Source organism: Pseudomonas sp. SJZ077 (assembly GCF_007993905.1).
Lineage (GTDB): Bacteria > Pseudomonadota > Gammaproteobacteria > Pseudomonadales > Pseudomonadaceae > Aquipseudomonas > Aquipseudomonas mandelii.
Genome location: NZ_VIUJ01000018.1, coordinates 115,193 through 127,556, shown reverse-complemented (window position 1 = coordinate 127,556; position 12,364 = coordinate 115,193). Strand labels below are relative to the sequence as shown.

Here is a 12,364-nt window from a genome sequence, read left to right as displayed (position 1 = left end):
TTGTCTTCTTGCGAAATTCTTGGGCAATGTCGGGAATCGGCCCAACGCCTGTCCAGGGTAAAACGACTATCCAGATAAAACTTGAGGCTGGGAGCCTGCCATGTGCCAGCGGGAAACCCACTGGCGCACGACAGACAACCAACCTCTAGCGCAATCGCTTATTAGCGACGCAGACCCAGGCGACCGATCAGAGCCTGATAACGACCCAGATCCTTGCCTTTCAGGTAGTCCAGCAGCTTACGACGCTGGTTAACCATGCGGATCAGACCACGACGGGAGTGGTGATCTTTACCGTTGGCCTTGAAGTGACCTTGCAGCTTGTTGATGTTGTGGGTCAGCAGTGCAACTTGCACTTCTGGCGAACCAGTGTCACCAACAGCTTGCTGGTAGTCAGCTACGATTTGAGCTTTTTCTTGAACGTCGAGAGCCATGAGGCAATCCTTTTATCAGGAAACTGTTTCAAAGAAACAGCTTCAACAGGCCAGGGACAAATCCCTGTATCTAAAAATGAGTAGTGACCGTGCCTGTTAACAGCCACCCTCGTCCGGTCATTCTGACCGAATCAGTCGACGTGGCGCGATGCGCCCGTCTTCGCTCACTTCACCGATACCGATGAAGCGACCGTTGTGATCCTGTACCCGTACCATGCCGAACTTCGGTGCATCCGGGGCTCGTACCGGTTGGCCGTTAAGCCAGTAGAACGAACTGTGCTCCGAGAACTGCAACAGTGGCCAATCCAGAAGGCCGCTGTCCGATGGCATCAGGAAGCGGTCGACCGCTTCGTTGCCGCCTTCGGCATGTACCGCTTCCAACTCTTCAAGCGTGACCGTCTGCGCCAGCGTGAAAGGCCCGGCCTGGGTACGTCGCAATTCAGCCACGTAAGCGCCACAACCGAGTTGCTCACCGATATCCTCCACCAGGGTGCGGATATAGGTGCCTTTGCTGCAATCCACCGCAAGCCGCGCAGTATCACCTTCAAAGGCCAGCAATTCCAAGCGCGCAATAGTAACAGAACGCGGTTCACGCTCCACTACTTCGCCTGCACGGGCCAGCTTGTACAGCGGCTGGCCATCACGCTTGAGCGCCGAGTACATCGGCGGTATCTGACTGATTTGCCCGCGAAAATTCGGCAGAACAGCTTCGACATCTGCGCGACCAACGGTCACCGGACGCTCCTGCAAAACTTCACCCTCGGCATCGGCCGTGGTGGTGGTCTTGCCCAGTTGCGCCAGGGTTTCGTAACCCTTGTCGGAATCGAGCAGGTACTGCGAGAACTTGGTGGCCTCACCGAAGCACAACGGCAACACGCCGGTGGCCAGCGGATCGAGACTGCCGGTGTGACCGGCTTTCTCGGCGTTCAGCAGCCAGCGAACCTTCTGCAACGCGGCGTTGGAGGTGAACCCCAATGGCTTGTCGAGCAGAATGATACCGCTGACGTTACGACGGATACGTTTGACCTGAGCCACCGATTACTCCTTGGCGTCTTCGGGTTCAGCCGCTACCGGGTGCTGATTGTCTTCAGCCACCGCACGCTCGATCAGGGCCGACAGGTGCGCGCCACGCACGACGCTTTCGTCGTAGTGGAAGTGCAACTGCGGAACGCTGCGCAACTTCATTTCACGAGCCAACTGCATGCGCAGGAAACCGGCGGCTGAGTTGAGCACCTTGATGCTTTGCGCGATGTCTTCGGCGTTGTCCTGGCCCATCACGGTGATGAAGATCTTGGCGTGACCGACGTCACGGCTGACTTCAACAGCGGTAATGGTGACCAGACCGACGCGCGGGTCTTTGACTTCACGACGGATCAGCTGTGCCAGCTCACGCTGCATCTGATCGCCGATACGTTGGGTACGGCTGTATTCTTTTGCCATGTCTTGTTACCTGTTACTGCCCCACGGTGAAACCCGAGGGGTCTGAAAGCGGCAAACGCCCGGCCTGACAAAAGCCAGACCGGGCGTTGCGTTTAGAGTCCTGACGCGGTGCCGCGCATTTGCATGCGGCGGCTTGGCGTGGCCCTTGAAGTGCGCGAGTTAGAGGCTGCGAGCAACCTGAACCTTCTCGAAGACTTCGATCTTGTCACCGACTTTGACGTCGTTGTAGCTCTTCACGCCGATACCGCATTCCATGCCGGCACGTACTTCGGAAGCGTCATCCTTGAAGCGGCGCAGGGATTCCAGCTCGCCTTCGAAGATAACGATGTCTTCACGCAGTACACGGATTGGACGGTTACGGTGAACAACACCTTCGATAACCATGCAACCGGCGATCGCGCCAAACTTCGGCGAACGGAACACGTCACGCACTTCAGCGGTACCCAGGATGTTCTCGCGAACATCGCTGCCCAGCATACCGGTGAGGGCTTTCTTGACGTCTTCGATGATGTCGTAGATCACGTTGTAGTAACGCATATCCAGACCTTCCTGCTCGACGATCTTGCGAGCGCCAGCATCGGCACGCACGTTGAAGCCAAACAGTACAGCGTTGGAGGCCAGTGCCAGGTTAGCGTCGGACTCGGTGATACCACCGACGCCGCCACCGACAACACGCACTTGCACTTCGTCGTTACCCAGGCCGTTCAAGGCACCGTTCAACGCTTCCAGCGAACCACGGACGTCGGATTTGAGGACGATGTTGAGCGTCTTCTTCTCTGCCTGACCCATGTTTTCGAAGATATTTTCCAGCTTGCCGGCGTGAGCGCGAGCCAGTTTGACTTCGCGGAACTTGCCTTGACGGAACAGAGCCACTTCACGGGCTTTCTTCTCGTCCGACAGCACGCTCATCTCATCGCCAGCGTCCGGGGTACCGTCCAGGCCGAGGATCTCGACAGGGATGGAAGGACCGGCTTCTTTGATCGGCTTGCCGTTCTCGTCGAGCATGGCGCGTACACGGCCATAGTTCGAACCGACCAGGACCATGTCGCCTTGGCGCAGGGTACCGTCTTGAACCAGAACGGTTGCAACCGGGCCACGACCCTTGTCGAGACGCGATTCAACCACCACACCACGGCCAGGAGCCGAAGGCGTCGCTTTCAGTTCCAGAACTTCGGCTTGCAGCAGAACAGCTTCGAGCAACTCGTCCACGCCAGTACCGACTTTCGCCGAAACCGATACGAACGGGGTGTCGCCGCCCCACTCTTCCGAAGTCACGCCGTGAACCGACAGCTCGCTACGGATGCGATCGAGATCAGCGCCCGGCTTGTCGATTTTGTTCACTGCAACAACCAGTGGAACACCGGCAGCCTTGGCGTGCTGGACCGCTTCAATGGTCTGCGGCATTACGCCGTCGTCCGCTGCAACCACCAGGATCACGATGTCAGTCGCCTTGGCACCACGGGCACGCATTGCGGTAAACGCGGCGTGACCCGGGGTATCGAGGAAAGTGACCATGCCGCGATCAGTTTCAACGTGGTACGCACCGATGTGCTGGGTGATACCGCCGGCTTCGCCTGCAGCTACCTTGGCACGACGGATATAGTCGAGCAGCGACGTCTTACCGTGGTCAACGTGGCCCATTACGGTCACGACTGGCGCACGGGAGAACGTCTCACCTTCAAACTTCAGGGACTCGGCCAGGGAATCTTCCAGGGCGGTGTCGCTGACCAGGGTCACTTTGTGGCCCAGTTCTTCGGCTACCAGTTGAGCAGTTTCCTGATCAAGCACCTGGTTGATGGTCGCTGGCGTACCCAGTTTGAACATGAACTTGATGATTTCAGCAGCCTTGACCGACATCTGATTGGCGAGATCGCCAACAGTGATGGTCTCGCCGATCTGCACATCACGCACGACAGGGCCGGTTGGGCTCTGGAAACCGTGGGCGTTGCGTTTCTTCAGCTTGGCCTTGCCGCGACCACCACGACGGAAGCCATCGCTTTCTTCGTCGGTAGTACGTGGTGCAACGCGTGGAGCAGGCGCTTTCTCTTTAACCGAAGCACGATGCGGAGCGTTTTTGCGCTCACCATCGCCACTGCCACGACGATTGTTATCGTCGGCGCGTGGTTTGTCCGGACGGCGCTGTTCGTTCTGCTTGTTGCGAACGTCAGCAGACGGTGCTGGAGCAGCGGCTACAACCGGCGCGCTTTCGCGTACTGGCTCAGCAACTGCAGCAGGGGCTGCAACGGCGTCGTTAGTAGCGGATTGCGCAGCAGCAGGCTGGCGACGCGCTTCTTCTTCGGCGCGACGCTTGGCTTCTTCTTCAGCCTTCTGACGAGCAGCATTTTCTACTGCGCGACGTTCTTCCAGTTCGCGTTTGCGCTCGGCTTCAATTTCTTCCGGGCTGCGCTGTACGAAGACTTTCTTCTTGCGTACTTCAACGCTGATGCTTTTGCTGCCAGCAACACGCAGGGTGCTGGTGGTTTTGCGCTGCAGTGTGATCTTGCGCGGTTCTTCCACTTTCGCCTTGTGGCTGCTCTTCAAGTGAGTCAGCAAAGACTGCTTCTCACTATCGCTCACACCTTCATCGGCGGCGGTGTGCGGCAGACCTGCCTCACGCATCTGCTGCAACAGGCGCTCTACCGGTGTTTTGACCTCATCGGCCAGTTGTTTCACCGTGACTTGCGTCATGCACTTCTCTCCTCAGGCCGCGCCTAATTACTCGAACCAGTGGGCTCGGGCGGCCATGATCAACTTGCCGGCACGATCATCGTCAATGCCGTCGATGTCGAGCAGGTCGTCAATAGACTGCTCGGCCAGGTCTTCGCGGGTAATTACGCCGCGCACCGCCAGTTCCATCGCCAGATCCTTGTCCATACCCTCAAGCGAGAGCAGGTCTTCGGCCGGATGGGCGTCTGCCAGCTTTTCCTCAGTAGCGATGGCTTTGGTCAACAAACGATCCTTGGCGCGAGCGCGAAGCTCGTTGACGGTTTCTTCGTCAAAGCCTTCGATGTTGAGCATTTCTTCCAACGGTACGTAGGCAATCTCTTCCAGGCTGGTGAAGCCTTCATCTACCAGCACCTGTGCAAGGTCTTCGTCGACTTCCAGCTCGTCGATGAAGTTGCGCAGGATGTCGCCGGTTTCTGCTTGCTGCTTAGCCTGGATGTCCGATTCGGTCATCACGTTCAGGGTCCAGCCAGTCAACTGGCTAGCCAGACGCACGTTCTGACCACCGCGACCGATGGCCTGAGCCAGATTGTCTGCGCCAACGGCGATGTCCATTGCATGGGCATCTTCGTCAACGATAATTGCCGCAACCTCAGCCGGGGACATGGCGTTGATTACGAACTGAGCCGGGTTGTCATCCCACAGGACGATATCCACACGCTCACCGCCCAACTCACCCGACACTGCCTGGACGCGCGAACCGCGCATACCGATGCAAGCGCCCTGCGGGTCGATGCGTTTGTCTTTCGAGCGGACCGCGATCTTGGCACGCGAACCCGGGTCACGGGAGGCTGCCATTACTTCGATCAGGCCTTCAGCGATTTCCGGCACTTCGATGCGGAACAACTCGATCAGCATTTCCGGCGCGGTACGCGACAGGATCAGCTGCGGGCCGCGGTTCTCGGTGCGGATTTCCTTGAGAAGCGCACGCAAGCGCACGCCAACCCGGAAGGTTTCGCGAGAGATGATGTCTTCACGAGCCAGCAACGCTTCAGCGTTGTTGCCCAGGTCGACGATCACGTTGTCGCGGGTCACTTTCTTCACGGTGCCGGAGATGATTTCCCCCAGGCGCTCGCGATAAGCGTCAACGACTTGAGCGCGCTCGGCTTCGCGAACTTTCTGCACGATGACTTGCTTGGCAGTCTGTGCAGCAATGCGGCCGAACTCGATGGATTCGATTTTCTCTTCGACTACATCACCCACCTGGGCGCCCGGGTGCGTTTCGGCAACCTTGCTCGGCCAGGTTTCGATGGCCGGATCATCCAGGTCTGCTTCTTCGACGACCGTCCAGCGACGGAATGTCTCGTAAGCACCGGTGTGGCGATTGATTTCCACACGCAGATCGACTTCGTCCTCGAAACGCTTTTTGGTAGCAGTGGCCAGGGCCAGCTCCAGCGCTTCAAAAATTACGTTTGCCGGTACGCCCTTTTCATTGGATACCGACTCAACAACCAGCAGTACTTCTTTGCTCATCGTACGCCTCGCCTTTCGCAAGCCATTGGATCCGCGGGATCCGCGTCTCAGTCAAAACTGGGAATAATGTTGGCCTTGTCGATCATATCGATCGGCAACAGGAACTCATGGTCTTCTACCTGCACCACGACGTCCTGCTCTTCTACACCGCGCAGAAGGCCCTGAAAGTTGCGTCGTCCCTCAAAAGGCGAGCGCAGCTTGATCTTCACTTGTTCACCGGCAAATTTTGCAAACTGCTCAATAGTGAACAGCGGGCGTTCCATGCCAGGCGAGGAAACTTCAAGGGTGTATTCAACGGCGATTGGATCTTCAACATCCAGGACACCGCTGATCTGACGGCTGACGATGGCACAATCGTCCACCAGCACACCGCCCTCTTTATCAATATAAACGCGCAACATTGAGTGGCGACCTTGAGCCGAAAACTCAATACCCCAGCATTCATAGCCCAGGGCCACGACCACCGGGGCCAACAAGGCCTGCAACTCTTCTAGCTTGCTCGACACCTGAACCCCCTCGTGCATGTATGTGCATGCTATGCAAAATAAAAAAATGGGCGAAACGCCCATCCTTGAAACGCCGTCGAACAGCGGCGTAGAAAGTGTCCAGCTAACAAAAAGCCCCTTAAAAGGGGCTCCTTAAACTGGTTGCGGGGGCCGGATTTGAACCGACGACCTTCGGGTTATGAGCCCGACGAGCTACCAGACTGCTCCACCCCGCGACAAAGCTGGGGCGGAAGTATACGACCGATCCCTGACAGGGTCAATGTAACCTTCCACCTACAAGAAAGCCCGCAACAGCGGGCTCTCCTGATAATTGGTACCGAGAAGGGGACTCGAACCCCTACACCCTATGGGCACAACCACCTCAAGGTTGCGTGTCTACCAATTCCACCACCTCGGCAATACTACGTTTGAAACCCTTCTTACTTTTGCTCTTGAGCTGGAGGCACGTCAGTCGCTGGAGTAGCCGACTTTTGCTCTTGAAGCACCGGTACATCATCAGAAGCCGGTTGTTGCTTTGGAACTTCCAACACTGCCGGGTTTGGCAAACCTACTTGAGTCAGCTGCTGAGCTTTCTCTTTAGCAAAGTAACCTAACCCTAAGCTGGTTATGAAGAAACCGGCGGCAAGTATAGCAGTAAACTTACTAAGAAAGGTAGAGGAACCTTGGCTTCCGAACACAGTATTTGAAGCACCTGCTCCGAAAGACGCGCCAGCATCCGCACCTTTACCCTGCTGCAGCAATACCAGAGCAACTACGCCCAATGCACCCAGCAGATGAAAAACGACTACGACTGTTTCCAGCATTTTTTCAGTTTCCCGCGGCGCGACAAATCGCACCGAACTCATCTGCATTCAGGGAAGCTCCACCAATGAGCCCCCCATCGATATCCGGCATGCCGAACAGTTCGACCGCATTGGCCGCCTTCACGCTGCCGCCGTATAGAAGCCGCACACCTTGTGCGACCTCAGAATTCTCTGCCGCCAACTGAGCGCGAATGGCTGCATGCACATCCTGCGCTTGTTGCGGCGAAGCAGTCAGCCCAGTGCCAATGGCCCAGACTGGCTCGTAAGCAATTACTGCATTTGCAAAGGCACCTACACCCAGCTCCTCTATGATACTGCCTAGCTGACGCCCGACAACCTCTAGAGTTTTACCGGCTTCGCGCTGCTCAAGGGTTTCCCCTATGCACAACACCGGGATCAAGCCACATGCCTGCGCCGCTGCGAACTTGCGAATCAGCACACCGTCCTGCTCGCCCATAATCTGGCGGCGCTCGGAATGCCCGACAAGAACCAGGGAACAACCTGCATCCACCAATTGACTCGGCGCGATTTCACCGGTCAGTGCACCTTGCATGGCTTCCACCGCAGAGTTCTGCGCGCCGACCGAAATCGACTTGCCGTTCAAGCCATCAATCACTTGATTGATATGCAAGCAAGGCGGGAATACCGCTACATCAACACCGCTCGGCAAGGCCAGATGACGAAGGCCATTGATCAGCTCAGCGACGCTGGCGCGGGTACCGTGCATCTTCCAGTTACCAGCTACCATAGGGCGACGCATGCTGTACCTCGTCGGTCAAAGTGGGCGCAGATGTTACCCAACACAATCATGGCTGGCAAGCCGAATTCAGGCAGAAACTTCAGTAACCAGTTTTGCCAGCTCTTCGGCGTAGCCACGGACCTGTGTTTCGTCCTCGCCTTCAACCATCACGCGCACCAACGGCTCCGTCCCGGACTTGCGCAACAACACGCGCCCGCGGCCGGCCATAGCCTGGGTAACACGGTCGCTGGCTTCCTTGACCGCCGGATGGTCGAGCGGACTCGCGCCCCCACCGAACCGGACATTGATCAGCACCTGAGGGCACTTGCGCAGCGCCTGACGGGCCTGAGCAAGTCCTTCCGAGCGCGTTTTCAGCGCCATCAGCACCTGCAACGCCGCGATGATCGCATCACCTGTGGTGGTGTGATTGAAGCAGACGATATGACCCGAGTTCTCACCGCCTACCAACCAGTTACGCTCCAGCAAGTCAGCGATCACATAACGGTCGCCAACGTTGGCACGCACGAAAGGAATCGACAGATCCGCCAGGGCCAATTCGAGCCCAAGGTTACTCATCAATGTACCAACCACGCCGCCTTGCAGCTTGTCGCGCTCATGCAGATCGCGGGCGATGATGTACAGCAACTCGTCACCATCTACGATGGCGCCTGTGTGGTCGACCATCAAGACGCGATCACCGTCACCGTCAAAGGCAATACCCAGATCGGCGTGTTCGGCCAATACCGCAGCCTGCAACTGCCCCATATGGGTCGAACCGCAATTGTCATTGATGTTCAAGCCGTTTGGCTGAGCAGAAAGCACAACGACTTCGGCACCCAACTCGCGGAACACGCTAGGTGCAACCTTGTAGGTCGCGCCGTGAGCGCAGTCGATCACGATTTTCAGGCCGGCGAAGTTGGTACCGGTCGGCACGCTGCTCTTGCAGAATTCGATATAGCGGCCAGAGGCATCGTTGATTCGCGAAACTTTGCCGATCTTGCTCGACTCAACCACGGTCATCGGGGTGTCGAGCAACTCTTCAATCATCAGTTCGACTTCATCCGGCAGCTTGGTGCCCTTTCCGGAGAAGAACTTGATGCCGTTGTCATCATGAGGATTGTGCGAGGCACTGATCACAATACCGGCTTCAGCATGAAAGGTACGCGTCAGGTAAGCGATCGCCGGCGTTGGCATCGGGCCCAACAGCATCACGTCAGCACCTGCCGACGTCAGACCAGCCTCGAGCGCGGACTCAAACATGTAACCGGAGATCCGGGTGTCCTTGCCAACCAGCACCTTGCAGGCGCCCATTTTGCGGAACGCCATGCCTGCAGCCCAACCGAGCTTGAGCATGAAATCAGGAGTTATCGGGTATTCACCGACCCGACCACGGATACCGTCGGTGCCAAAGTATTTTTTGCTCATAAGTGCTCCATCATTCTTATTCGGCTGATTCCACTGCGGCGATCATCCGCACCACGTCCACTGTTTCGGCTACATCATGGACGCGCAATATACGCGCACCCTTGGCCGAAGCCAGCGCCGCGAGCGCCAGACCACCAAACAGGCGTTCTCCAACCGGGCGATTCAAGGCCTGACCTATCATGCTCTTTCGCGAAACCCCAACCAACAAGGGCCGCCCCAAGGCATGCAGGTCTTCCATATGTTTGAACAAGCTTAGATTGTGCTGCAAGGTTTTTGCGAACCCAAACCCCGGATCAAGAATAATCCGCTCAGCAGGGATTCCCACCAACGCACACTGGGCCATACGCTCAGCGAGAAACTCGCAGACCTCTTTAGTCACGTCCTCGTAGTGCGGATTATCCTGCATATCGCCCGGCTCACCGAGCATATGCATCAGACACACCGGCAATCCGGTGGCGGCTGCCGCATCCAGGGCACCGTCTCGGCGCAGCGAGCGCACATCATTGATCAAGCCCGCTCCGAGCCGTGCGGTTTCGCGCATGACCGCCGGAGTGGAGGTATCAACCGAAATAATCACATCCAGTTCGCGATTGATGAGTTCAACGATAGGCGCCACGCGCTCCAGCTCTTCAAGTGGCGAAACCGCCCTTGCACCGGGCCGGGTCGATTCGCCACCGACATCGATCAGCGTGGCGCCCGCCGCTACCATCGCCTCGGCGTGGCGCAGGGCCGCGTCGAGCTGGCTGTATCGGCCGCCATCAGAAAAGGAATCGGGAGTGACATTGAGAATACCCATGACATGCGTCTGGGCCAAATCAAGAACCCGGTTGCCGCAAGGCAACCGGGTCGAGGACTGAACAGAAGTCATTTCAAACCTTAGACGTCAGCAGCCGGACCGCCGATCGGTGTTTGCGGACGCTCATCCTGGACCACCGGAGGTGTCCCGGAAGTACCGGTGCCGCCACCCGACCAGTCGCGTGGTTCGCGAGGGGTACGTCCGGCCATGATGTCATCGATCTGATCGGCATCGATCGTCTCGTACTTCATCAAGGCATCCGCCATGGCGTCGAGCTTGTCACGGTTATCCGTGAGGATCTGCTTGGCCGTGCCGTAGCACTGATCAATGATGCTGCGCACTTCGGAGTCAATCAGCTTGGCTGTCTCACCAGAGAAGCTCGCACCCTGACCACCGCCGCCGCGACCAAGGAATACTTCGCCCTCTTCTTCGGCATACATCAACGGACCGAGTTTTTCCGAAAGGCCCCACTTGGTCACCATGTTCCGCGCAATCTGGCTGGCACGCATGATGTCGTTGGACGCGCCGGTGGTAACACCGTCAAAGCCCAGGGTCATTTCTTCAGCGATACGGCCACCGTACAGCGAGCAGATCTGGCTGATCAGCGCACGCTTGGACAGGCTATAGCGATCTTCTTCCGGCAGGAACATCGTCACACCCAGCGCACGACCGCGCGGGATGATCGACACCTTGTAGACCGGATCGTGCTCTGGCACGACACGACCGACGATGGCGTGACCCGCTTCGTGATAAGCGGTGTTCTGCTTCTCTTTTTCCGACATGACCATGGATTTGCGCTCGGCGCCCATCATGATCTTGTCTTTCGCCAGTTCAAACTCTTTCATTTCGACGATGCGCTTGCCGGTACGGGCAGCGAACAACGAGGCCTCGTTCACCAGGTTAGCCAGGTCGGCACCAGAGAAACCAGGCGTACCGCGTGCAATCACCGCAGGAGCGACGTCGTCACCCATTGGCACTTTGCGCATGTGAACCTTGAGAATCTGCTCACGACCACGAATATCCGGCAGACCGACCACAACCTGACGGTCGAAACGGCCCGGACGCAGCAACGCGGGGTCCAGTACGTCGGGACGGTTGGTTGCAGCAATGACGATGATGCCGTCATTCATTTCAAAGCCGTCCATCTCAACCAGCAATTGGTTGAGTGTCTGCTCGCGCTCGTCATGACCGCCACCCATGCCGGCGCCACGATGACGACCGACAGCATCGATTTCATCGATAAAGATGATGCAGGGTGCGTGCTTCTTGGCCTGCTCGAACATATCGCGAACACGGCTGGCACCGACACCGACGAACATCTCGACGAAATCGGAACCGGAAATGGTGAAGAACGGCACTTTGGCTTCGCCGGCAATCGCCTTGGCCAGCAAGGTTTTACCGGTACCCGGAGGACCCACCATCAGCACGCCGCGTGGAATGCGGCCGCCCAGTCGCTGGAACTTGCCCGGATCACGCAGGAACTCGACCAGTTCACCGACCTCTTCCTTGGCTTCGTCGCAACCGGCAACGTCACCCAAGGTGGTTTTCACCTGATCTTCGGAGAGCAGGCGTGCCTTGCTCTTGCCGAAGCTCATCGGCCCGCCCTTGCCGCCCGCACCGCCCTGCATCTGCCGCATGAAAAACATGAACACGGCGATGATCACCAGGATCGGGAAGCTGGCGACCAGGAGTTGAGTCCAGATGCTTTGCTGCTCAGGCTGCTTGCCTTCGACCACGACGTGGTTATCCACGAGATCGCCGATCAGACCGTTGTCCTGAATGGCAGGACGAATGGTCTTGAAGCTATCGCCATCGGTGCGCTTACCGGTAATCACATAGCCGTCAACTGCTACGCGTTCGACCTTGCCATCCTTGACCTGCTGGATGAAGTCGGAATAGTTGAGGGTCTGCGGCTCGTTAGGGCTGGAGAAGTTGTTCATCACCGTCACCAGGACAGCCGCGATGATCAACCACAGGATCAGATTCTTTGCCATATCGTTCAATTAACTACCCTCTGAAGCAAGCTC

At 57.5% G+C, this 12,364-nt stretch carries 11 protein-coding genes and 2 tRNA genes; all 13 read right to left on the bottom strand.

Features of this window, described 5'->3' with window-relative positions:
- Positions 1-161: 161 nt before the first annotated feature.
- A complete protein-coding gene (rpsO, locus tag FBY01_RS24120; RefSeq protein WP_003176135.1) occupies positions 162-431 on the bottom strand; it encodes a 30S ribosomal protein S15 in 270 nt (89 codons plus the stop codon).
- Positions 432-548: 117 nt separating this feature from the next.
- On the bottom strand, positions 549-1,466 hold the full coding sequence (gene truB / locus FBY01_RS24115) for a tRNA pseudouridine(55) synthase TruB (protein WP_010463480.1): 918 nt from the start codon (positions 1,464-1,466) through the stop codon (positions 549-551).
- Positions 1,467-1,469: 3 nt separating this feature from the next.
- Entirely contained in the window at positions 1,470-1,871 is a 402-nt protein-coding gene (gene rbfA, locus FBY01_RS24110; protein ID WP_007942872.1) for a 30S ribosome-binding factor RbfA, read from the bottom strand.
- Between the two features lie 159 nt (positions 1,872-2,030).
- On the bottom strand, positions 2,031-4,559 hold the full coding sequence (gene infB, locus FBY01_RS24105) for a translation initiation factor IF-2 (RefSeq protein WP_010463483.1): 2,529 nt from the start codon (positions 4,557-4,559) through the stop codon (positions 2,031-2,033).
- Between the two features lie 27 nt (positions 4,560-4,586).
- Positions 4,587-6,068 (bottom strand): transcription termination factor NusA, encoded by a 1,482-nt coding sequence (gene nusA, locus FBY01_RS24100; RefSeq protein ID WP_010463485.1) that lies wholly within the window; start codon positions 6,066-6,068, stop codon positions 4,587-4,589.
- Positions 6,069-6,115: 47 nt separating this feature from the next.
- Complete coding sequence (rimP, locus tag FBY01_RS24095; protein ID WP_010463487.1) at positions 6,116-6,574, bottom strand: ribosome maturation factor RimP; 459 nt, start codon at positions 6,572-6,574, stop codon at positions 6,116-6,118.
- Between the two features lie 138 nt (positions 6,575-6,712).
- A tRNA-Met gene (locus FBY01_RS24090) sits at positions 6,713-6,789 on the bottom strand.
- 96 nt (positions 6,790-6,885) lie between these two features.
- Positions 6,886-6,971, bottom strand: a tRNA-Leu gene (locus FBY01_RS24085).
- A 22-nt stretch (positions 6,972-6,993) separates the two neighbouring features.
- Positions 6,994-7,377 carry a preprotein translocase subunit SecG gene (gene secG / locus FBY01_RS24080; RefSeq protein ID WP_010463489.1) on the bottom strand — a complete coding sequence of 128 codons (384 nt, stop codon included), beginning with the start codon at positions 7,375-7,377 and terminating at the stop codon, positions 6,994-6,996.
- A 4-nt stretch (positions 7,378-7,381) separates the two neighbouring features.
- Positions 7,382-8,137: a triose-phosphate isomerase gene (gene tpiA, locus FBY01_RS24075; RefSeq protein WP_145309768.1), complete on the bottom strand. Its 756-nt coding sequence runs from the start codon at positions 8,135-8,137 to the stop codon at positions 7,382-7,384.
- A gap of 66 nt (positions 8,138-8,203) precedes the next feature.
- Complete coding sequence (gene glmM, locus FBY01_RS24070; RefSeq protein ID WP_010463493.1) at positions 8,204-9,541, bottom strand: phosphoglucosamine mutase; 1,338 nt, start codon at positions 9,539-9,541, stop codon at positions 8,204-8,206.
- Between the two features lie 16 nt (positions 9,542-9,557).
- Entirely contained in the window at positions 9,558-10,409 is an 852-nt protein-coding gene (gene folP, locus FBY01_RS24065; protein ID WP_077747388.1) for a dihydropteroate synthase, read from the bottom strand.
- Positions 10,410-10,417: 8 nt separating this feature from the next.
- Positions 10,418-12,331: an ATP-dependent zinc metalloprotease FtsH gene (gene ftsH / locus FBY01_RS24060; protein WP_010463496.1), complete on the bottom strand. Its 1,914-nt coding sequence runs from the start codon at positions 12,329-12,331 to the stop codon at positions 10,418-10,420.
- Between the last annotated feature and the right edge of the window lie 33 nt (positions 12,332-12,364).

Coding starts and splice junctions, on each gene's coding strand:
- nusA (WP_010463485.1), bottom strand. CDS start 6,068: ATGAGCAAAGAAGTACTGCTGGTTGTTGAGTCGGTATCCAATGAAAAG.
- folP (WP_077747388.1), bottom strand. CDS start 10,409: ATGACTTCTGTTCAGTCCTCGACCCGGTTGCCTTGCGGCAACCGGGTT.
- rpsO (WP_003176135.1), bottom strand. CDS start 431: ATGGCTCTCGACGTTCAAGAAAAAGCTCAAATCGTAGCTGACTACCAG.
- infB (WP_010463483.1), bottom strand. CDS start 4,559: ATGACGCAAGTCACGGTGAAACAACTGGCCGATGAGGTCAAAACACCG.
- ftsH (WP_010463496.1), bottom strand. CDS start 12,331: ATGGCAAAGAATCTGATCCTGTGGTTGATCATCGCGGCTGTCCTGGTG.
- tpiA (WP_145309768.1), bottom strand. CDS start 8,137: ATGCGTCGCCCTATGGTAGCTGGTAACTGGAAGATGCACGGTACCCGC.
- rbfA (WP_007942872.1), bottom strand. CDS start 1,871: ATGGCAAAAGAATACAGCCGTACCCAACGTATCGGCGATCAGATGCAG.
- secG (WP_010463489.1), bottom strand. CDS start 7,377: ATGCTGGAAACAGTCGTAGTCGTTTTTCATCTGCTGGGTGCATTGGGC.
- glmM (WP_010463493.1), bottom strand. CDS start 9,541: ATGAGCAAAAAATACTTTGGCACCGACGGTATCCGTGGTCGGGTCGGT.